The organism is Aminomonas paucivorans DSM 12260 (assembly GCF_000165795.1).
Taxonomy (GTDB): Bacteria; Synergistota; Synergistia; order Synergistales; family Synergistaceae; genus Aminomonas; species Aminomonas paucivorans.
Window position 1 is genome coordinate 314,029 of record NZ_CM001022.1, and the last position, 21,745, is coordinate 335,773.

General features: G+C 70.0%; 15 protein-coding genes. 7 read left to right on the forward strand and 8 right to left on the reverse strand.

Annotated features, from left to right (window positions below; translation table 11 throughout):
* Positions 1-8 precede the first annotated feature (8 nt).
* From APAU_RS01390 to mprF, 3 genes are all read right to left on the reverse strand, one after another.
* Positions 9-1,322 (reverse strand): MFS transporter, encoded by a 1,314-nt coding sequence (locus APAU_RS01390; RefSeq protein ID WP_006299864.1) that lies wholly within the window; start codon positions 1,320-1,322, stop codon positions 9-11.
* 81 nt (positions 1,323-1,403) lie between these two features.
* Positions 1,404-1,832 (reverse strand): type II secretion system major pseudopilin GspG, encoded by a 429-nt coding sequence (gene gspG / locus APAU_RS01395; RefSeq protein WP_006299865.1) that lies wholly within the window; start codon positions 1,830-1,832, stop codon positions 1,404-1,406.
* A gap of 111 nt (positions 1,833-1,943) precedes the next feature.
* Entirely contained in the window at positions 1,944-4,472 is a 2,529-nt protein-coding gene (gene mprF, locus APAU_RS01400) for a bifunctional lysylphosphatidylglycerol flippase/synthetase MprF (RefSeq protein WP_006299866.1), read from the reverse strand.
* Between the two features lie 127 nt (positions 4,473-4,599).
* Here mprF and APAU_RS01405 point away from each other — a divergent pair, with 127 nt between their 5' ends.
* Positions 4,600-6,465 carry a molybdopterin-dependent oxidoreductase gene (locus tag APAU_RS01405; protein WP_006299867.1) on the forward strand — a complete coding sequence of 622 codons (1,866 nt, stop codon included), beginning with the start codon at positions 4,600-4,602 and terminating at the stop codon, positions 6,463-6,465.
* A gap of 221 nt (positions 6,466-6,686) precedes the next feature.
* Here the strand turns inward: APAU_RS01405 and APAU_RS01410 are convergent, their stop codons facing one another.
* From APAU_RS01410 to APAU_RS01420, 3 genes are all read right to left on the reverse strand, one after another.
* Entirely contained in the window at positions 6,687-7,283 is a 597-nt protein-coding gene (locus tag APAU_RS01410) for a hypothetical protein (protein WP_006299868.1), read from the reverse strand.
* Positions 7,284-7,505: 222 nt separating this feature from the next.
* Positions 7,506-8,696, reverse strand: coding sequence for a M20 family metallopeptidase (locus tag APAU_RS01415; RefSeq protein ID WP_006299869.1), 1,191 nt, complete (start codon positions 8,694-8,696; stop codon positions 7,506-7,508).
* 57 nt (positions 8,697-8,753) lie between these two features.
* Positions 8,754-9,917, reverse strand: coding sequence for an amidohydrolase (locus tag APAU_RS01420; RefSeq protein ID WP_006299870.1), 1,164 nt, complete (start codon positions 9,915-9,917; stop codon positions 8,754-8,756).
* Between the two features lie 158 nt (positions 9,918-10,075).
* Here APAU_RS01420 and APAU_RS01425 point away from each other — a divergent pair, with 158 nt between their 5' ends.
* From APAU_RS01425 to APAU_RS01435, 3 genes are all read left to right on the forward strand, one after another.
* On the forward strand, positions 10,076-11,428 hold the full coding sequence (locus APAU_RS01425) for a 4Fe-4S binding protein (RefSeq protein WP_006299871.1): 1,353 nt from the start codon (positions 10,076-10,078) through the stop codon (positions 11,426-11,428).
* A 72-nt stretch (positions 11,429-11,500) separates the two neighbouring features.
* Positions 11,501-12,751, forward strand: a complete 1,251-nt coding sequence (locus APAU_RS01430; RefSeq protein ID WP_006299872.1) for an HDOD domain-containing protein — start codon at positions 11,501-11,503, stop codon at positions 12,749-12,751.
* 11 nt (positions 12,752-12,762) lie between these two features.
* A complete protein-coding gene (locus tag APAU_RS01435; RefSeq protein WP_006299874.1) occupies positions 12,763-14,868 on the forward strand; it encodes a diguanylate cyclase in 2,106 nt (701 codons plus the stop codon).
* A 4-nt stretch (positions 14,869-14,872) separates the two neighbouring features.
* Here APAU_RS01435 and APAU_RS01440 read toward each other — a convergent pair whose 3' ends face one another.
* On the reverse strand, positions 14,873-16,324 hold the full coding sequence (locus tag APAU_RS01440; protein ID WP_006299875.1) for a TrkH family potassium uptake protein: 1,452 nt from the start codon (positions 16,322-16,324) through the stop codon (positions 14,873-14,875).
* Positions 16,321-17,679, reverse strand: a complete 1,359-nt coding sequence (trkA, locus tag APAU_RS01445; RefSeq protein ID WP_332248408.1) for a Trk system potassium transporter TrkA — start codon at positions 17,677-17,679, stop codon at positions 16,321-16,323. Before trkA ends, APAU_RS01440 begins: the two co-directional genes overlap by 4 nt.
* A 641-nt stretch (positions 17,680-18,320) precedes the next feature.
* On the opposite strand from trkA, the gene APAU_RS01450 reads away from it, so the two are divergent.
* The 3 genes from APAU_RS01450 (at position 18,321) to APAU_RS01460 (ending at position 21,725) form a co-directional block, all read left to right on the forward strand.
* The gene (locus tag APAU_RS01450; protein ID WP_006299877.1) at positions 18,321-18,992 is read left to right on the forward strand and encodes a GntR family transcriptional regulator; all 672 of its coding nucleotides are present in this window, start codon (positions 18,321-18,323) and stop codon (positions 18,990-18,992) included.
* Between the two features lie 14 nt (positions 18,993-19,006).
* Positions 19,007-20,344 carry a saccharopine dehydrogenase C-terminal domain-containing protein gene (locus APAU_RS01455; protein WP_006299878.1) on the forward strand — a complete coding sequence of 446 codons (1,338 nt, stop codon included), beginning with the start codon at positions 19,007-19,009 and terminating at the stop codon, positions 20,342-20,344.
* A gap of 229 nt (positions 20,345-20,573) precedes the next feature.
* The gene (locus tag APAU_RS01460) at positions 20,574-21,725 is read left to right on the forward strand and encodes an ABC transporter substrate-binding protein (protein WP_006299879.1); all 1,152 of its coding nucleotides are present in this window, start codon (positions 20,574-20,576) and stop codon (positions 21,723-21,725) included.
* Positions 21,726-21,745: the final 20 nt, after the last annotated feature.

Here is a 21,745-nt window from a genome sequence, read left to right on the forward strand (position 1 = left end):
CTGCGTCATCAGACCGTCTCGTCCTTGAAGGACCGGACGGTCCGCAGGGGGAGGAAGCATAGGAACAGAAGGCCGATGAGCACCCCGTAGGAGAGCAGGAATCCTCCGGGATGGTACAGCCCCGGCCTTGCCCCGGGCAGAAGCCCCAGGACGGCCCCGGTGCCCCACTGGCACAGGATCACCGAGACGAAGACCGTCAGGTTCGCCGTCCCCAGGAGGGAGCCGATGCGCTCCCGTCCCACCAGGTCGTTCAGGGCGGCGTTGCAGAGGATCACCGCCACGCCGGTGGTCACGCCGATGAGCCCCCCCGCGACCCCGGAGACCCACAGGGGCAGGCGCAGGGCCATGCAGGCCCAGAAGAGCACCCAGGTGCCCCCCACGGCGGCGCAGGTGCGGGCGAAGACCCCCACCCGTCCGCCCCCTCGGGCAGCCACCCGGCCCCCCCACAGGGTCCCCGCCATCATGCCCACCCCCAGGAGGGTGGCCCAGAAGCGGGCCTGGGCGGGGGAACAGCCGTAGGCGGTCTCGAACCAGGCCACACCCCAGAGGCCCTGGAGGGAGAGCAGTGCCCCCACCAGGGAAGCCCAGATGAGGGTGGCCACCCGGATGCTCCGGGATCGGGCCAGGATCCGGAAGCCCAGGGTGAGCCCCTCCAGGAGGGGGACCGGGGCGGAGGCGTCCTGCCTCTGGTGGTGCAGCACCACCGGGTCGTCCCGGCGTGTCAGGAAGAAGAAGCCCCCCAGGGCCAGGCTCACCAGGGTGAGGGCGGCGAACACGGGCCCCCGTCCCCAGGCGTCCAGGGCGGTCCCCAGGGGGGCCACGGAGACCACCGCCCCCAGATTGCCCACCGCTACGGTGATGCCCGTGAAGGCGGCGTAGCGCTCCCGGGGGAGGGCGTTGGCCTGGTGCACCAGGACCCCGGAGAAGATGGGCGCCACCCCCAGTCCCGTGAGGAGCCGGGCGGTGCCCAGGAGGAAGGGGGTGTCCGCCACCAGGAAGAGCCCCACTCCCAGGGCGCAGATGCCCATGCCGATCCCTCCCACCTTCAGGGGGCCGAACCGGTCGTTCAGGGCGCCGCACAGGGGCTGCACCGCCCCGTAGGTGTAGAAGAAGAGGCTGGAGATGAAGCCCGTGGCGGCGGCGGTCATGCCCAGCTCCACCGCCAGGCGGGGCAGCAGCACCGCCGCGGAGATGCGGAAGAAGTTGGAGAAGAAGTAGGCCGTCACCAGGAGGCCGTAGAGGATCAGGGGGACGTGGGGGGCGAAGGGACGCAGCAGGGGGCTTCGGGGCGGGGCGGAGGTGTCCAGGGCCGGTTCGCTCATGGGATCCATCCTTTCACACGAAGAGGGCCAGGGCTTCCGGGGGGGAAGCACTGGCCCAGAAAGGAGCTTCGGGAGGGACGCCTAGTCCCAGTTGGTGATGTCCTTGTTTTTGTCCTCCCCGCCCTCCTGGCCGTCGGGGCCGTAGGAGAGGAGGTCGAATTCCCCGTGGTCTCCGGGCATGCGGTAGATGAAGGGGCGTCCCCAGGGATCGTTGGGGACCTTCTTCAGGTAGCCCCCGCTGCGGTAGTTCATGGGTTCCGGGGGCAGGCTGGGCTTGGAGACCAGGGCGTCCAGTCCCTGATCCTGGGTGGGGTAGGAACCGTTGTCCAGGTGGTAGAGGTCCAGGGCCTGCTCGACCTCCTTGATCTGCACCTGCGCGGCGGTGCGCTTCGCATCGTCGCCCCGACCGATGACCCGGGGGATGACCAGGGTGGCCAACATCCCGATGATGACCACCACCACCATGATTTCGATGATGGTAAAACCTCGGTGACGCCGTTCTCGGAGCATGTCTTCACCTCGTCGGGCCTCGTGGGCCAAAGCATACGGACCGTGCGGGTTGCTCGGTCCCCGGAACTTTCCTAGGCTAGCATGGAGCCTCTCCCCTGTCCATCGGGGGAACTACTTGCCCACGATTCCCGTCCACCCCCCGGAGATGAGGGCCGCCAGGTCCGCCAGGATTCCCGGCAGGGCCAGCCCTCCCGGGGCGGCGAGGTAGCGGGGGGACCACTGGGGGTCGAACTTCTCCTTGAAACGCCGCAGCCCCTGGAAGTTGTAGAAGTGCTCCCCGTGGGCGAAGAGCCGGGCCCCCAGGCGCTGCTCCAGGGGGGCCAGGGACCGGTCCTGGAGGCCCGAAAGGGGAGCCATGCCCAGGCTGAAGGCCCCGTAGCCCTCCTCCTTGCCCCACGCCAGGAGGCGCACGAAAAGGTACTCCATGATCTCCCGGGGGGCGTCGCTTCGGTGGCGCATCAGGTCCGGGGACAGCTCCTCCCGCCCCTGGGTGGTCCAGAGATTGGCGAAGGCCTGGATGCCCCCGTCCCGCTCCGCCAGGGCCACGGGGAAGCGGCGCAGGTAGGGCTCGTCGAACCGCCCCAGGGAGAAGCCCTTTTCCCGGGTGTGCTTGGCCTCCAGCCACTGGTCGGAGATCTCCCGAAGGGTCGGGAGCAGGGACGGGACCTCCGAGGCCGGGACCACCCGGAAGGAGATGCCCTCCCGCTCCTCCAGGCGCCGCAGGACGGCCCGGAAGCGTTTCCCCGAGGAACCCTCCAGGGAGAACCGGTCCAGGGGAACCCGGGCCTCCTCCCCGATCTTCCGGGGGCGCAGCCCCAGGTCCAGGCAGAGCCCCAGGGCGGATTCCCCCACCTCGTAGAAGATCCCCCGGGCCCCGCAGCGATGGGCCCGTTCCCGGAAGGTCCAGGCCAGCTCCTCCCAGCACTCCCTGGGGCCCACGGGGTCGCCGAAGGCCACCCAGGTTCGCCCCTGCACCCCGTACTGGATGAAGGCCCGTCGGTCCGGGGAGAAGAGGAGCCGCTTGTCCCCCAGGAAGACCAGGTGTGCCTCCGCCTTCGGAGAGGCGGCCACCACGGGCTCCGCCGCCGCCAGGTCCTCCTCCGTGGCGGGTTCGGGGGACGGGCAGGCGGGACGGAGGAGCCGAAGCCCCGCCCAGCCCAGGGCCAGGACCGCCGCCCCCACGGAGGCCCGCAGGAACCGGGAGGCGTCCCCGTCCCCCTGGAGGGCGAAGGCCCACCAGAGGGCGTCCCGGTACTCCACGTGCCGGAAGGCGAAGAACCCCAGCCACAGGGAGGCCCCGAAGCCCAGGACCACCGCGGCGGTCCAGCCCGGGGAGAGGGGGTCCCCCCAGAGGGCGCAGCGGCGGTCGAACCGAACCCGCTGGGGCAGCAGAAGCAGCGCCCCCACCAGGGGGATCGCCGCGCCCAGGGGGCCGTCCCCCTTCAGGACCCCCAGGACCGCCCCCGCCCCCAGCAGGGTCACGGAAAGCAGCCAGGCCCCGTCCACCCGACGGCGCAGCCCCTCCGCCACCAGGAGCAGCCCCATCCCGGCGAGGCTGGAAAGGAAGTGGGAGGCCTCCACCAGCGCCAAGGGGCGGTTCAGGGGGTGGGGAAGGGGGATGGCCCCGGCGGCCAGCAGGTAGAGCCCTCCCGCGAAGGCGGTGAGGGAGGCGAACAGGGGGATCTGCCCCGCCAGGGGCTCCAGGACCCGCAGAGGCTCGATTCCCCGCTGCCGCAGCTCGTGGACCCCCAGCAGGGTCCCCGCCGTCCCCAGGGGGAGCAGGTAGTAGATCCCCCGGAAGGCCAGCAGGGCCCCCAGGACCTGGGGCGCGGGGATCCAGGGCTTCAGGGACAGAAGCAGCAGGGTCTCGAAGACCCCCAGCCCTCCCGGGACCTGGCTCATCACCCCGCACAGGGCCGCCGCCAGGAACAGCAGCAGGAAGTGGGGGAGGGAGAGGGCCGAGGGGGGCAGCAGGACGAAGAGCGCCCCCGCCGCCACGGTCCAGTCCAGACAGGCCAGGGCGATCTGGGCGACGTACAGGGGCAGGGGGGGCAGGCGCAGGACGTGTCCCCGCACCTCGAAACGCCGCCCCGTCGCCGCCAAGACTGCCCCCAGGGCCAGAAGGGCCAGCAGCGCCCCCCCCGCCGCGCGCAGGAGGGGAAGGGGCAGGGAGAGGAAGGGCAGCCTCGGGGGGAAGAAGGCCAGGGCGACCCCTCCCAGGGCCGCCAGCCCCATCCAGTAGGTGAGGCCGCAGAACCCCACCACCCCGGCGATCTCCAGGGGGGTCAGGCCGAAGGCGGAGTAGAGACGGAAGCGCACCCCTCCGCCGGAGAGCAGGGCCATCCCCAGGTTGTGGCTGGCGGCGTAGCCGCAGAAGGAGGCCAGGGCGGTGCGCCGGTAGGGCAGGGGGCGGTTCAGGGCCCGGAGGGCCAGGACGTCGTACCCCGTGAGGAGGACGTAGTCCGTCGCCGTCAGCGCCAGGGCGGCAAGCAGCCCCCAGGCGGGGAGGGAGCGGATCTGGCGGATCACCTCACCGGGAGGGTAGGAGAGCATCTCCCGGTGGAAGGCCCAGAGGGCCAGGGACAGAAGGGCGCCTCCCGCCAGGAGGGTCAGGTTGCGTCGCGGTTCCGGTGCGATCATGGAGGTTCCTCCCCGAGTCGGTTTGGTCGTTGCGGGGATCATCCTACAACCATTCGGGGAAAAGGGGGGAGGGCGTTTCCCCTATACTGGAGGGAACCGCGACCACCCCCTGCAAGGAGGCATGCCCGTGACCTCATCCGTCCTCTCCGCCTGCGCCTTCGACTGCCCCGACTCCTGCGGCCTCGTTGCCACGGTGGAGGGAGGGCGCCTCCTGGGCCTCCGGGGCCGGGAGGACCACCCCTACACCAGAGGTTTCCTCTGCCCCAAGGGAAGTCGCTGGGTTCGAGACCTGGCGGCCCCGGACCGACTGACCGTCCCCCTGTGGCGGGACGGGGCGGGGTTTCGCCCCCTCTCCTGGGAGGAGGCCCTGGACCGGCTGGTCCGGGGGGTGGAGTCCGCCCTCGCCCACAGCGGCCACCTCGGGGTCCTCTGGGCCACGGGATCGGGGAACCTGCTGTTGGGCAACGGGATCCTGGACCGCTTCCCCGAGGCCCTGGGAGGGTGCACCCGGGTCCGAGGGTCCCTCTGCGGGGGGGAAGGGGGGGCGGCGCTGAAGGAATCCTACGCCCTGCGGGCCCACCTCCCCCCGGAGACGGTGCTGGCAAGCCGCCGGATCCTCCTGTGGGGGCGCAACGTCGCCGTGACCAACCCTCACTTCGTCCCCCTCCTGGTGGAGGCCCGAAGGCGGGGGGCTCTGGTGGGTTCCCTGGACGTGCGCACCACCCCCACGGGACGCTTCGCCCACCGCACCTGGACCGTCCGGCCGGGGAGCGACGGGGCCCTGGCCCGATACCTGGCGAGGCGGGCCTTCGAGGCCCGAGGCTTCCCCGATGCCCCCGGAGAGGGAGGGGAGACCTTTCTTGCCGCCCTGCGCTCCCTGGGGGAGCCGGAGGCCCGGGGGGCCACGGGGATGGGGGGGGAGGACCTGGAGGACCTGGCCCGCTTCGTCCTGGACGAAGGCCCCTTGAGCCTCTGGGCGGGATGGGCGGTACAGCGCAGCCTTCAGGGAGGGGAGACCCTCCGGTGTCTGGACGCCCTGGTGTTCCTCCTGGGAAGCCAGGGGGTCCCGGGGGGCGGCCTGGGCTTCAGCGCCGACGACGAAGCGGCCTTCCCCGCGGACCTGGGGCGCCTGCCCGGGACCCGTCCCCGGTGGATCCCCCGCCCCGCTCCCGGCCCCGCCCTCCTGGAGGCGGACCCTCCCGTGGAGGCCGCCCTCTTCCTGCGGGCCAACCCCCTCTCCCAGGCTCAGGACGCGGGGGCCCTGGGGCGGTTCCTGGAGACTTGCCCCTTCTCCGCCTGCTTCGACTGGCGCCTCTCCGTCACCGCCCGGGCCTGCCGCTTGGTGCTTCCCGTCTCTCCCTTCCCGGAGCAGCCCGGGGACTTCGTGCTGAGCTACTGGCACGACCTGCTCCAGCGCACCAACCCCCTGGTCCCCTCTCCCGTGCCCTCGGAACGGGAGCTGCTCCTGCGCCTGGGGGCCCGGCTGGGCCTGGCGGACCCGTTCACCGAGGCCTTCGGGGAGATGGAGCGGCGCATCCTGGCCACCCCCGGGCTGGAGCCCCTGGGGGAGGGAATCTGGCGTTTCCCCCACCCCCGGGAGCACCAGGGCCCCTTCCGGTTCCCCCATCTGACGGAGGCCGTCCCGGCTCCGGAGGGACCTCCCGGCCTTCCCTGGCGGCTGGTCACCCCCCATCGGTTCGGCTCGGTGAACGGCAACGACCTCGCCCAGGCCCGGCTCCGCACGGGGCGGCTCGCCGCCTGGGTGGGACCGGCGGCCCTGGTCTCCCGGGGCTGGAAGGAAGGGGACGAGGTGGTCCTCTCCGCCCGGGGGGCGCGTCTGGAGGCGCTCCTTGCCCTGGACCCCGTTCTGCCGGAGGGCGTGGTGGTGGTGGAGTCCGGCGTCGAGGGGCTCAACGCCCTCATCCCCCCCGCCCTCACGGACCGGGGGAACAACCGCCTCTCCGACGCCTGGGTGCAGGTGGAGCGGGGGTAGGGGGCTCGGCCCCGAGCGGGGAAGGGGGGCTCGAAGACGTGGACGGCTTTTCTGTGCCCGAAAACGAAGATGGCCCGTGGGGCCTTCGCCTCAGGAGGGGACAGCGGGCGACGGTGCGGACAGAAAAGGACGGGGAGCAAGAAGGGAAGCGGTTTCGCTGGCCCTCGTGGTCTTGGTCTCCCCGATAGCAGGTTGTCTTGCGAAGCAAAGGAACGGCTTGTCTAGAACACCCATCCCTTCGAAGCGCCGTTTTCCAGGGGGCGCAGGGGCTCCGGCGTGCCTGCCCTGGGGTATTCCGTCAGGATTTCCAGAAGGTACGACAGGACGCTCTGCGTCACCCCCGTATCCTTCAGGTCGGCCTGGGGCAACCGCAACCCTTCAAGGAGCGCCGGGAAATCCATCCGCTCCTCCCAATAGGAGGCGGAGGGATCGGAGACGTACAGGGGGTTTTGGGGGGAGGCGGCGAGTTCGATGGGGCGAAGGGCCTTGGCGGCCGCGACCCGATCCGTATGGCCCCCTTCGCGGTACGCCACGAGGGCGTACATCTCCACGCGGGTGGCGCACCGGGGGTTGACCTTGTCCACTTCCACGACGCAGGTCTTTTTTTCTCCCTTGTCCGTGATCTCCACGGCGATGCGGGGGCAGGAAGCGGTGGAGAACTCGTGGATGCGAAGGGTGATCTGCTGTTCCCCCGAGGGGGAGCAGGTGGAGACGAAGGTCTGGGATCGGATCTGTTTCTCGTGCTCCGCCGGGGTCTCCGGCTTGGGGAGGACGGAAAGGGAGTGCGGGTGGATCTGTTGCGGTCCGGAATCCGTCACGAAGCAGCCCTCCTTCAGGAACTCCCGGGGACATGCGCACCTGCTTCACATGGCTTATGTGTAATCTAGTCGTATCTTTTATGTTTGTCAATCGATGCGGCGGGGTCGGGGGGCGTACTCAGGGGTATGCCCCTTGGAGGGGGAAGGTCCGAGAGGGGAAGAGGGCAGAAAAAACGGGGAGGGCTCAAGGGCCCTCCCCGAGGGAGGTGTCCTGACCGGACGCTACCGGGGCATCTTGTTCTTCTGGGCCTCGAAGTCCCGCCGCAGGGAGGCGCGAAGCTCCGGGTCCAGGAAGACCTTGAGGCAGGTCCGGGCCAGGGCCTGGGCTCCCACCCCCAGCATCCGGTGGGCTTCGGGCAGCAGGAGGGCCGCCTCGAACTCCCGGGTGTGGAGGGACATGCGTTCCGGGGTGATGGCCAGCTCGGGCTGGAGGGCGGGGCAGCGGTAGCTCACGTTGCCCACGTCCGTGGACCCCATGGGCCCCGGTCCCGGAACCAGGGAAACCCCCAGGTCCACCAGGATGCTTCCGATGAGGTTCTCCGCGGTGGGGTTGGGGAGCATGTCGTCGAAGCTGGCCTCGTTGTTGCGCCAGGTCACCTGGGTCCCCGTGGCCAGGGCGGCCCCCCGGGCGCAGTCGTAGACCTTCTCCATGAGCTGGTTCAGGTAGGGCCGCCAGGGGGCACGGAAGTAGAACCGGGCCTGGGCCGTCTCGGGGACGATGTTGGGGGCCACGCCCCCGGCGGAGATGATGCCGTGCATGCGCGCCTCCGGCCGCACGTGCTGGCGCAGCATGTCCACGCCGTGGAAGAGGAGCTGGACGCCGTTGAGGGCGTTGAGTCCCTCCCAGGGGGAACCGGCGGCGTGGGCGGGCTTGCCGGTGAAGGTGAACTCCACGGAGTCCATGGCCAGGGATCGGTAGTCCACGAAGCTCTCCCCGGCGTTGCAGTGGATCATGAGGGCCAGGTCGCAGTCGTCGAAGATCCCCGCCGCCGCCATGGACACCTTGGCCCCGTTGGTCTCCTCCGCCGGGGTGCCCACCACCCGGATCTGTCCCTCCAGGTCCGGCAGGCACTCCTTCAGGGCCAGCCCCGCCAGGACGGACATGACCCCGTGGAGGTTGTGGCCGCAGGCGTGTCCGATCTCCGGCAGGGCGTCCATCTCCGTCAGCAGGGCCACGACGGGGCCCGAGCCGTGTCGGGCCACCCCCTGAAAGGCCGTGGGAAGGCCGCAGGTCGGGGCCTCCACCTGAAAGCCCCCCTCCCGGAGGCGCTCCGCCAGGAGGCGGCTGGTCTCGAATTCCTGCTCCCCCAGCTCCGGGTGGGCGTGGATCCGGTCGGCAAGCTCCGCCGCCCCGTTCAGGTGGGCGGCGAGGAAACGGTCGATGCGGGCGATGCCCTCTTCGTAGGTCAACATGGCAGGTTTCCTCCTCTTTCTTGGGTTCTGTTCCGGTAACTAGAGGTCGTTTCGGCCTTACCGGCGCTTCTGGAAGTCCTCCCGGACGGCGGCGCGGAGAGCCGGGTCCGCCAGGATCCGCAGGGCAGCGGCGGCCAGGGCCTCCGCTCCCCGCACCAGGGCGTCGTGTCCCTGGGGGGCGGTGGTGGCCTGGGCGAACTCCCGGGTGTGGATGGACAGGGGGAGGTCCGTGATGGACACCTCCGCCTGGAGGGCGGGACAGCGGTGGCTCACGTTGCCCACGTCCGTGGACCCCAGGGGACCCGGAGAGGGGGCGAGGGAAAAGCCCTGACGGGCCAGCTCCTCCCCCATGAGGGCTTCCGCGGGGTCGTTGGGAAGCATGTCGTCGAAGCCGTGGAGGAACTCGTGCCAGGCCACCTCGGTGCCCGTGGCCAGGGCGGCCCCCCGGGCGCAGTCGAAGACCCGCGCCACCAGGGCGTCCAGGTCGCCCCGGCGGGGGCAGCGGGGTTCCAGGCGGTACACCGCCCGGTCGGGCACGATGTTCGGGGCCTGTCCGCCCTCCAGGACGAAGCCCCCCAGGCGGACCTCCGGGCGCACGTGCTGGCGCAGCATGTCCAGGGCGTGGACGAAGAACTGCAGCCCGTTCAGGGCGTTGCGTCCCTCCCAGGGGGAGGCGGCGGCGTGGGCGGGTTTGCCGGTGAAGACGAACTCCCATCCGTCCAGGGCCAGGGAGCGGTAGTCCGCGTAGGTCTCCTGGGGGCTGGCGTGGAACATGAGGGCCAGGTCGCAGTCGTCGAAGACCCCCGCTTTCGCCTGCGTCACCTTGGCTCCGTCGGTCTCCTCCGCGGGGGTGCCCACCACCCGGATCTCTCCGGGCTGGTCGCCCAGGGCCTCCGCCGCCGCCAGGGCCGCCAGCACCGAGGCGGTGCCGTGGAGGTTGTGGCCGCAGCCGTGTCCCACCCCGGGGAGGGCGTCCATTTCCGCCAAAAAGGCCACCACGGGGCCGCCGGAGCCTCGGCGGGCCTGAAACGCCGTGGGCAGCCCTCCGAGGGGGCGCTGGACCTCGAAGCCCTCCTCCTCCAGCCAGGAGGCGAAGAGCCGGCTGGTTTCGTGTTCCTCTCCCGACAGCTCCGGGTGCGCCGCCAGGTAGTCGCTCAAGTCCACCGCCCGTTTTGCCCGGGAGGCGATGGCTTCGTGCAGGGTTGCCCGAAAATCCCCCATGATCCTCTCCTTCCCGGAGCGGGAGGCCCCGCCCCGGAAACCAGCCTACTCCCCCTTTTCTCCCTTGAATAGCGCAGGGGGGCGAAGAAAAATGCGCCCCGTTTTGCGTGGCAAGTCTCTGCTACAATGATCAAAAGACACGGCGAGGGGGCGACGGCATGAGAAGGCTCTGGGTGCGTCCGGCGGTGCAGGGGGCTTTCCTCCTCTTCCTGTCCTGGGTGGGGTTTCGGCACCAGCAGCTGGGGGGCGGTCCCGGCGGGGCTCCCCCCGTGGACGCCCTGTGTCCCCTGGGGGGACTGGAGGGGCTGCACCGTCTCCTGACGCAGGGGGAATGGCTGAGGCGTCTGGCCCCCAGCTCCCTGATCCTCCTGGGGGCGGTGGTTCTGGGGACGCTGCTCTTCGGCCGGGTCTTCTGCGGCTGGATCTGTCCCCTGGGTACCCTGGGGGAAGGGATGGCCGCCCTGGGGCGTCGCCTGGGGATCCGCCCCCTTCGGGTCCCCCCGGGGGTGGACCGGCCCCTTCGGTGGCTCAAGGGGGCGGTGCTGGTGGGGATCACCCTGTGGGCCTGGCGGGCGGGCACCCTGGCCTGGAGGGACTATGACCCCTGGGTGGCCTGGATGCACCTGTCCGCCGGTTGGGAGGAGGTGGGGGAGCGCCCCTGGGCCTACGTCGTCCTGGCGGGGGCGGTGCTTTTAGCTTCCCTGTGGATCGAGCGGTTCTGGTGCCGCTACCTCTGTCCTCTGGGGGCCCTGTTGGCTCCCCTCCAGCGTCTGGCCTGGTGGAAGGTGGTGCGGGTCCCGGATCGGTGCATCCGCTGCGGGGCCTGCGACCGGGCTTGCCCGGTGGGCTTAGAGCCCCTGGGGACGGAGCGGGTTCGCTCCGGGGAGTGTCTGGCCTGCGGGCGCTGCGTCTGCGCCTGCCCCGCCCCGGGGGCCCTGGCCTTCACGGGGGTGCAGGGACGGACCCTCTCCCCTCTTCGACTGGGGCTCGCGGGGGTGGGGCTCTTTCTGCTGGTCTGGGCGGGGGCCCGGGCCACGGGGATCTGGGCCACCTTCGCGCCGCCCCGGCAGGAGAGCGTCCAGACCTCCCCGGGGGAGGGGATCTACGGCTGGATGACCCTGGAGGAGGTGTCCCGGACCCTGGGAATCCCTGCGGAACGGCTGATCCTCCTGGGGGGACTGGATCCCGGGGTCTCCCGGGACGTGCCCCTGAAGAAGCTCCCCGGGGTGGACGACGAGGCCTTTCGGGCCCGGGTGGCGGCGGCCCTTGCGGGGGCCCCCGAAGGGGACCGGAAAAGCCCCCCGCCGAACCCCGACGAGGTGCGGGGCAGCCAGACCCTGCGGGAGGTGGCGGTCCTCTTCGGGGTGGAGGAGGCGGCGCTGCTGGAGGAGGCGGGCTGGCCCCGCACGGTGTCGCCGGACCGGCCCCTCAAGGAGTCCGCGGCGGCCCTGGGCTCCGATGTCCAGGCGCTTCGGGACGCCCTGAAGAGGCTGACGGAGGGGGTCCCCTGAGGCGGCTGGACGGGGCGGCGGTGCACGACGTAACATGACGGGGTTTGCATCCAGGAAGGCGGGAGGCCGGGCATGGGAAAGATCGGGGTGCAGCACCTCAAGGAAGGCATGGTCCTGGCTGCGGACCTTCTGGCCCCCAACGGGAGGTTCATCCTTCCCCGGGGAGCGGTCCTGAAGGAGGGCCAGTTTCCCACTCTCAAGGCCTGGGGGGTGGTGGAGGCGGACGTGGAGATCCCCGGGGAGGCGGGGGAGGGAGGGGAGCCCGAGGGGCTGCCCCGCTCCCTGCTGGAGCGCTCCCGGGGGCTGGTGGACCGTTACTTCCCCGCCTCTCGGCGCACCGGGCTTCCCATGGAGGAACTCTACCGCATCTGCGTGCGCCGCACCGCGGAGCGCATGGCCCAGGGGCTTCCCCTGCCCGGGGAGGAGGAGGGGCTGGTGGACCCGGAGTTCCGGGGGGCCGCCCTGCCCCGAAGCAAGGGAGGGGAGCTTTCCCCCCGGGACCTGGTGCAGAACGACCGCTTCCTGGCCTCCTTCCCGGACGTGTACTTTCGCATCACCGAGGTGTTGAACTCCCCCACCAGCTCCGTGGCCCACATCTCCGAGGTGGTGAGCAAGGACCCCAGCCTCTCCGCCAAGCTGCTGAAGCTGGTGAACAGCTCCTTCTACGGCTTTGCCTCCCGCATCGATTCCGTCTCCCGGGCGGTGGTGCTCATCGGAGGCAACGAGCTGTCCACCCTGGCCCTGGGGATCTCCCTGCTCGCCGCCTTCAAGGACGTGCCGGAGGCCTACGTCACCATGCGCTCCTTCTGGATGCACTCCGTGTCCTGCGGGGTCTTCGCCCGGCTCCTGTCCACCCGTCGGGACGCCTCCAAGGAGGAGCACTTCTTCCTGGCGGGGCTGCTCCACGACCTGGGACGGTTGATCCTCTACCGGAGGGTCCCCTTCAGCATGGCCCAGGCCCTCCAGGAGGCGATCCGGCGAGGGGTGGGGGTGCACCAGGCGGAGCGGGAGCTTCTGGGGTTCGACCACGCTTCGGTGGGGTACCAGCTCCTGAAAGACTGGAAGATCCCCCCCTCCCTGGCGGAGGCGGTGCGCTTCCACCACCAGCCCGGGGCGGCTTCGGACCCCTACGAGCCCGGGGTGCTCCACGTGGCGGACCTTCTGGCCCTGGGGTGTCGCTTCGGCTCCAGCGGCAGCTTCGTGATCCCGGAGCTGGACCTGGATTCCTGGGACCTCCTGGGGCTTTCCCCCAACGCCCTGGATTCCCTGATTCTCCAGGCGGAGCGGCAGATCCGGGAAGTCTCCGGCATGTTCTTCGGCTAGGAGGGATGGGGATGGACGACCACCAGAAGATCCGCTTCCTGGAGGAACGCCTGGCCCAGGCGAACCGGGAGAGGATGGAGGCCATCACCGCCCTGGAAATGGCCCTGGACCTGCACCGCTACCTGCCCACCCTGGACGAGGGCACGAACGCCGAATCCCTCCTGGAGGAGGCCTCTCCCCGCATCCGGGCTGTGCTTCCCTTCCGGGCCTTCGCCTTCTACCTGGTGGGGGAGGGGTTCCCCAGCTTCGACCGGATCTACTGCGACCCCGTCTCCTGGTCCGCCTTCGTGGAGCGGGAAAAGACCCTGTTGGTGGAGGACGGTTCCTTCTCCTGGGCCATCGACCGGCGCAAGGTGGTGGCCGTCACCTCCTCCGGCCGGGAAGAGAAGATCCTCCTCCACGTGCTGGCCACGCCGAGCCGGGTGTTGGGCATGTTCCTGGGGGTGCTGGACCCCAAGACGGAGATTCCCGACGTGTCCCTTATCTTCCTTTCCGTGGTGCTCAACTCCGTGGCCTCCCTGATCCAGAACCTCCAGCTCTTCCGGCTGGTCCAGGGGCTCAACGGGGAGCTGGTGGAGCGGGTCTTCGCCCTGGAGCGGTCCGGCCGGAACCTCCAGAAGGAGCGGAGGGAGCTGCAGGGCAAGGCCCAGGCGGCGGAGGAGGACCGGGACCACGCCAACCGGACCCTGCTGCAGGAGATGGCCCAGCGCCGACGGATGGAGGAGGTCCTCCGCAGCCAGGAGGAGCAGATCCGGGCGCTCTTCGAGTCCTCCCCCGATTCCATCGTGGTCCTGGGGCGGGACGGGACGTGTCTGTACGCCAACGGGGCCTTCCTGGAACGCACCGGTTCCTCGGAGGAGCGGGTGCGGGGTCAGGGTCTGGAGGAACTGCTCTCGGAGACTCCGGACCAGGTCCCCTTCTGGCGGGAGGCCCTGGACGAGGTCTTCGCCTCCGGCCGGACCGTCCGAAGGGAGACCCGGATGGTCTTCCACGGGCGGGCGGTGTGCCTGGAGTCCACCCTGTCCCCCATCCGGGGGAAGGGGGACGAGGTGTGCGCCGTGGGGGTCATCTGGAGAGACGTGACGGAGCGCCGCCTGGCGGAGGAGCGGATCCGGTTCCTGAGCTACCACGACCCCCTCACGGGGCTGTACAACCGCCGCTATTTCGAGGAGGAGCTGGTCCGGGTGGACACCCCCCGGCAGCTTCCCATGAGCCTGCTCATCGGGGACGTGGACGGGCTCAAGCTCACCAACGATGCCTTTGGCCACCAGGAGGGGGACAGGCTTCTGGTGGACGCGGCGGAGCGCATCCGCAAGGTCCTTCGGGGGGAGGACATCCTGGCCCGCTGGGGAGGGGACGAGTTCGTGGTGGTGCTGCCCCGCACCGACGCCGCCACCGCCCGGGCCGTGGCGGAGCGGATCTCCCGGTACGACGAGGCCCGGATCCCCATCCCCTGCCGCATCACCTTCGGGGCGGCCACCAAGGATCGGGAGGACCAGGACCTGGGGCAGGTGCTCCGGGAGGCGGAGGACCGAATGTACGCCCGCAAGCTCCTGGAGCGGGAGGGGGTGCGGCGGCAGATTCTGTCCGCCCTCATGGACCGGCTGCGCCGCAGCACCTTCGAGAGCGAGGCCCACACGGAAGGGGTGGGGGGAGCGGCGCGGCGGGTGGGAGAGCTGCTTCGCCTTCCCCAGGAGGAGATGCGCTGGCTGGAGCTGTTGTGCTGCTACCACGACGTGGGGATGATCGACCTGCCCGAGGCGGTGCTGCGCAAGCCCGGTCCCCTGGACACGGGGGAGTGGGAGATGGTGCGCAAGCATCCGGAGCTGGGGTACCGCATCGCCCTGTCCTCTTCCTCCGACCTGGCTCCGGTGGCGGAGACGATCCTGTGCCACCACGAGCGCTTCGACGGCACCGGCTACCCCCAGGGGCGCAGGGGGGAGGAGATCCCCCTGCTGTCCCGGATCCTGGCCATCGCGGATTCCTACGAGGTGCTCACCTCCGGGCGCCCCTACCGCCCCGCCCTGTCCCCCCGGAAGGCCCGGGAGGAGATCCTCCGGGGGGCCGGGTCCCGCTACGACCCGGAGCTGGTGCGCCTCTTCCTGTCCGAGCCCTGAAGGATCACTTCCTCCAACAGGCGGGGTGGAGCAGCACCGCCACGGTGAACAGCTCCAGCCTCCCCATGAGCATGGCGAGGCTGTAGATCCACTTGGCCCCGCCGGGAAGGGCCGCGTAGTTTTCCGCAGGCCCCACGTTGCCCAGCCCCGGACCGATGTTCCCCAGGGTGGCGGCGGCTCCCGAGAGGGCGGTGAGGATGTCCACCCCCAGGGCGCAGACCCCCAGGGTGCAGAGGGCGAGGGCGCCTATGTACAGGGAGAAGAAGGCCCCGATGGCGCTCACCAGCCGGGGAGGCAGGGCCTGGTGTCCCAGGCGGATGGGTACCACCGCCCGGGGGTGGAGCAGGAGGAACAGCTCGTGCCCCACGTGACGGCACAGCACCAGGAGCCGCACGTTCTTCATGGCCCCCCCGGTGGACCCGGCGCAGCCCCCCACGAACATCAGGAGCAGCAGGAGGAACTGGGCCGCGTAGGGCCAGTTCTCGTAGTTCGCCGTGGCGAACCCCGTGGTGGTGAGGATGCTCACCACCTGAAACGCCGCCGCCCGGACCCGCTCCTCCAGGTGGGGGTAGAGCCCCCCCCCGGCCAGGAAGGACACCGTGAGGACCACGCAACCCAGGGTGATGAGGGCGTAGAACCGGAACTCCGGGTCCTTCAGAAAGGCCCCGGGGTGTCCCGTGAGGGCCAGGTAGTGGAGGGTGAAGTTGGCTCCCGCCAGGAACATGAAGAGGATGATGACCCACTGGAGGTAGGGGCTGGAGAAGTGCCCCACGCTGGAGTTGTAGGTGGAGAACCCCCCGGTGGCCATGGTGCCGAACATGTGGGTCAGGGCGTCGAAGAGGTTCATCCCCCCCGCCATCATCAGGGCGGTCTGGGCCAGGGAGAGGAACACGTAGACCCCCCACAGAAGCAGGGCTGTCTGCTGCACCCGGGGGGTGAGCTTCTCCGGCACCGGCCCGGGGACCTCCGCCCGGAAGAGCTGTCCCCCCCCCATGCCCAGCACCGGCATCACCGCCAGGGTGAGCACGATGATCCCCATCCCCCCCAGCCAGTGGGTGAGGCTGCGCCAGAAGAGGAGGCCCCGGGGGACGACCTCGATGTCCGTCAGCACCGAAGAACCGGTGGTGGTGAAGCCCGACATGGTCTCGAAGAAGGCGTCGGTGTAGGTGGGGACGGCGTGGGCGAACCAGAAGGGCAGGGCCCCCACGGCGGAGGCGGCGATCCAGGAGAGGGTCACTGCGGCGAAGGCCTCCCGCAGCCCCATGTCCGAGGATTGCCCCCGGCGTCCCAGGAAGAACAGGGCCCCGGAGGCGGCGAACCCGCTCATCATGGACAGGGCCAGGGCGTCCCGGTCCGACGTGTGGTCCCAGAGGGCCCAGCCCAGGGGCCAGAGCATCCACAGGGTCACCACCCCCGTGAGCAGCCCCAAAAACTTGGCGACCACGGGAAACCTCACGCCTCCTCCACCCCCAGGATCCGCACCGCGTCGGGCATGTCGTGGGTGGCGGCGAAGAGCACCGCCCGGTCCCCCGCCTGGAGGAGGGTGGCTCCCGTGGGGATGAAGGCCTCCTCCCCCCGGATGACGATCCCCAGCAGCACCCCCTGCGGCAGGGGGAGGTCCTGCAGGGAGACCCCCACGGCGGGGCTCGTCTCCGGCAGGGTGACCTCCAGGGTCTCCGCGCCGATCTGGTCCAGCACCGCCAGGACCTTGGAGCCCGCAGGATAGCGCACGTTGCGGATGATGCCCTCCGAGAGGGCCAGGTTGCGGTTCACCACCGCGTCCAGGGGAAGCCGGTCCGCCATCTTCAGGTAGGAGTGGCGCTTCACCACGGCGATGCTCTTGGCGGCCCCCAGGTGTTTGCCCAGCACTGCCAGGAGGAGGTTCTTCTCGTCCTCTCCCGTGGCTGCCACGAAGCCGTCCGCGTCCTCGATGCCTTCGTGACGCAGCAGGTCCTCGTCCGCCCCGTCCCCCCAGAGCACCGTGGTGCGCTCCAGCTCCTGGGACAGGCGTTTGCACTTTCCCCGGTCCTGGTCCAGGAGGCGCACGTCCACCCCCCCGCGGTGTTCCAGCAGCCGGGCCACCTGGAAGCCCACCTTGCCGCCCCCCACCAGGAACACCCGGCGCAGCTTGCGGCGGCGGCGGGGCTGGAAGATCTGCTCCAGTTCCTCCACCTGGTCCCGGTAGCACACGGAGTAGCACAGGTCCCCCTCCCGGAGGGAGTCCCCCGCCCGAGGGACGAAGCCCTTACCCTCCCGATCAATGAAGGCCACCAGGGTGATGAGGTTGGGGTACATGCGCCGGAGGGCGTGGAGGGGCACCTCGCAGGCCGGGGAGTCCGGGGCGATGCGGAACACGTAGAGTCCCGCCTTCCCCGCCAGCAGCTCCGTGGCGTGCACCGCCGAACGGATCTGGAGCAGTTCCTCCACCTCCCGGGCCACGGAGCGCTCCGGGGAGATCATCAGGTCGATCCCCAGGTCCTTCGCCCAGGTGCCCGTGTCGGTGAACTCCAGCCCCACCGCCCGGGCGATGACCTTGTGGATCCCCATCCGCCGGGCCACCCAGCACGCCAGGATGTTCACCTCGTCCCGGTTGGTGCAGGCGATGAGCAGGTCCACCCCCGAATCGGGGTGCACCCCCGCCCGTTCGAGAACCTGGGGGCGGGCCCCGTTGCCCCGGACCAGCATCACGTCCAGCTCCTGCTCCGCCTTGTAGGCCCGATCCTCGTCTTCCTCCACCACCACCAGATCGTGCCCGTCCTGGGACAGGCTCTTCGCCACGCTGAAGCCCACTTCTCCTGCGCCCACCAACACGATCTTCAAGAGGGGTCACTCCCCGACTCGTGAAATCATCCAGGCAGGGAGGGCGCTTTCGCTCCCTCCCCACCGGGCTTATCCTATCATCTGGCGGGCAAACGGGCGCCTCGCAGGGAATCCGATGAGAGCAGGGGGCAGGACCGCAAGGGGAGAAGGACCCTCCGCTCCGCCTCTTTTGGGGGCGCCGAGCCGTGCCGCGGCGGATCCCCCCGTTCCCGCCCTCCCTTCGGAGCTTCGACCCTTCCGGGAACACCTGCACCGAAGCGCCCGCTTCCGGCGGATGGATCGCCGGGGGGGTGCTTTCGTTTCTCCTGTTGTTTCGGGTGGCACGGATCCCCGTCCCCGCCTCCTTCTCCTGCCTGGCGCGCTGCTTCGGGCGTCCCCGCCCCGGGTGCTGCTTTGCGACAACCCTTTTGTTCCCGGGCCTACCCCGAATCTCCTGGTCCCGGGCTCCCCTAGTCCCCTCCTCGTTCCCTTCGGCCCTCCCCCGGTAGGGGGCGGCGGAGTCGGTGGAATTTTCTCGCAGCAAATGCCCTCCTTGTTTTTTCAAGCCCCTTGACGTTCCCTGGAGTTTCTACTAGCCTGGGATGCATCTTGGGATCCCAAAATGGACTCATTGAAGAGAGGGGGAGGCGGTCATGCCGCGAAGCCGGGCCGAAGAGGACGCCCGTTCGGAAATCATCCGGCTGGTGATGCACCGGACCCTTTCTCCCGGGGAACGGGTGGTGGAGCAGGCCCTGGCGGAGCAGATGGAACTCAGCCGGACCCCGGTGCGCAACGCCCTTCGGGAGCTGATCGCAGAGGGTTTTTTGGAGCGCCTGGACCCCAAGGGTGCCCGGGTCCCGGTGCTCTCTCCGGAGGACATGAAGCGTCTCTTCCAGGCCCGGGGCGAGGCGGAGGGGCTGGCTGCCCGGGAGGCGGCGGAGGCGATCACGGAGGAGGAGCTGGAACGTCTTCGCGTGCTCTTCGCCCGGGAGGAGGCGGTCTACCGGAGCTGGAGCATCGACGGGTTCACGGAGGTGAACTGTGCCTTCCATCGGGGCGTTGCCGAGGGGAGCCACAGTCCCTATCTGGTCCGGTTCGTCCAACAATGTTTTTGGCGTTCCCAGGTGTACGTCTTCTTCTTCGACCAGTTCTACTTGGGGTATCGGGAGTACGAGGGGACCCGGGTTCCTCCCGGATACGACTTCAGCCACGAGGCCCACCGGGGAGTCCTGGAGGCCCTGGCGGACCGGGATGCTCCCCGGGCCCGGCGTCTGATGGAGGGGCACGTGCGGGAGACCTACGAGGCCCTGTTGCGGCGGGAGTGAGGAAGGAGGAGGGCATGGTGCGTCGAGTGCTGGTCCTGGGGGCGGGGCGCGTGGCGGGTCCCTGCATCGCCCATCTGGCGAAGCGGGAGGACGTGGAGGTCCATGCGGCGGATCGGGACCCTTCCAGGTTGGAGGCGCTTCGGTTTCCCCGGGTGGTCCCCCGGCTCTGCGGGGATCTGTCGGACCCGGGTTCCCTGGTGCGGGAGCTTCGGCCGGAGGTGGTGGTGAACCTCCTGCCCGCCCCCACCATGGCCTCCGTGGCCCATGCCTGCCTGGAGGCTCGAGCCCACATGGTGAACGCCTCCTACATCAAGGACCCTCTGTCGCGCCTGGATGGGGCCGTCCGGGAGGCGGGGCTGCTCTTCCTGTGCGAGATGGGCCTCGATCCGGGGATCGACCACATGGCCGCCTGCCGGACCGTGGGGGAGATCCACCGGCGGGGGGGCAAGGTGGCGGCGTTCTGGTCCGCCTGCGGGGCCCTGCCGGATCGGTCCTCCGACACGAACCCCCTGGGTTACAAGCTCTCCTGGTCCCCCCGGGACCTGCTGGGGGTATGCCGCCGGGAGGCCCGTTTTCTGCGGGACGGGAAGGAGACGGTGCTTCCGGGGGGAGAGCCCTTCCGACACGCCACCCTGGTAGAGGTGGAGGGGCTCGGGTGGTTCGAGGAGTACGCCAACGCCGATTCCCTGCCCTACCGGGAGCGCTACGGCATCCCGGAGGTGCGGGACCTCTACCGCTGTACCCTCCGGTACCCCGGATGGAGCGAGCTGGTCCGCTATCTGCTGGATCTGGGGTGGTTTGAGGAGGGCGAGCGGGATCTGCGGGGCCGTTCCCTCTGGGACCTGACGGCGGAGAGGGTCGGCGACGCGCCCCAGGAAGGGCGAAAAGGGGCGGCGGCCCGGCGCCTGGGTTGCCCCGTCTGGGCTGCCGCCTTGGCGGTCCTGGAGTGGCTGGGAGTCTTCTCCGACGCCCCCTGTCCCCTGGAGCGGGGGAGCCTTCGGGACGTTCTGGAGCGGGTTTTCCTGGAAAAGCTGTCCTTCCTCCCGGGAGAGCAGGACCTGGTAGTGCTCCAGCACCGTTTCGCGGTGGAGTACCCCGACGGCCGAAAGCCGGAGACCTGGGTCTCCACCCTGGTGGATCGGGGGACGGAGGGGGAGGAGACCTCCATCGCCCGAACCACCGGACTTCCCGCCGCCATGGGGACGGAACTCATCCTGGAGGGGCTTGCCCTCCGGGGGGTGCACGCCCCCGTGGCCCCGGAGGTGTTCGTTCCGGCCCTGGAGCTTCTGGCGGCTCGGGGGCTTCGGTTTCTGGAGACGGTGCTTCCGGGGCGCAAGGTCCCGGGAAGATGACCCCACGGGAGGGATGAGGCGTCGCGGAGTCGCCAAGGGAAGGTCCGGGCAGGGGGACGCCCCGGCCCGGACGGCAGGCGGTTCTCCCGGGACCCGGTTTCGGGGGAGCTTGCGGGGAAGGCCGATCCGACGGGACAGAGGGAACCGGCCGCAGAAGGATCCGAAGACGCGCATCCCGGTGAGCCCGGGTCCCGCTTTCGGGAACAGAGAAGACAGAGGGGGGTTTTCCATGAGGAGGTTCGGTTGGTTGTGGGCGTGGCTTCTGGTGGGGATGACCGCGGGGGCCGCCTGGGCGGCGGATCCCATCGTCCTCGGGAAACTGGCGGCCCTCACGGGATCCGGGGCCACCTGGGGGGAACACTACCAGAACATCTCCATCCTGGCGGTGGAGGAGATCAACGCCAAGGGCGGCCTGTTGGGGCGTCCGGTGGAGCTGGTGATCTACGACACCAAGGGACGCCCCGAGGACACGGTGAACGCGGCGCGGCGGATGATCGAGAAGGACAAGGTGGTGGCCATCGCGGGGACCAACTACAGCGGCCTGCAGATCGCCATCCGTCCCCTGAGCGAGCGGGCCCAGGTGCCCATTCTGGCCACCTCCGCCACGAACCCCGCGGTGACCGTGGACGCCAAGACGGGCAAACCCTACCCGTACTCCTTCCGGATCTGCTTCACCGATCCCTACCAGGGGACCATCATGGCGGAGTTCGCCTACAGGAAGCTGAAGCTCGCCAAGGCGGCGATCTTCCACGACGTGGGGAGCGACTACGCCGAGGGGATGAAGCAGTTCTTCGTGGAGCGGTACGCCAAGCTGGGGGGCAAGGTGGCGGGAACCTACGGCTACCGGGACGGGGACGTGGACTTCCGGGCCCAGATCACCAACGCCAAGGTCTCCGGGGCCCAGGTGGTCATCCTCCCGGGGCTGTACAAGGAGATGGCCCTCATCATCAAGCAGGCCGCGGAGATGGGCTGGAACCCCGTCTTCATCGGCGGGGACGGCTACAGCCCCGCCATGTACGAGATCGCCGGGAAGGCCATGGAGAACACCTACTGGGTGACCCACATCGCCTTCGACGATCCGGTCCTCAAGCCCCTCATCGCCAAGTACACCAAGCGGTTCGGCAAGCCTCCGGTGGAGATCGTCTCCATTACCCTGGGGTACGACGCCATGTACGCCCTCTTCGACGCCATCCGCCGGGCGGGCACCACCGACGGGGCGGCGGTGGCCAAGGCCTTATCCCAGACCAAGGGGCTCCAGCTGGTGGACTTCAAGCTCACCATGGACCCGAAGACCCACGATCCCTTCAACAAGCCCGCGGCCATCCTGAAGATCGTGGACGGCAAGGAGACCCTCTTCGAGAAGGTGACTCCGGGGGACTAGTTCCCGGGGAAAGGAGCTGG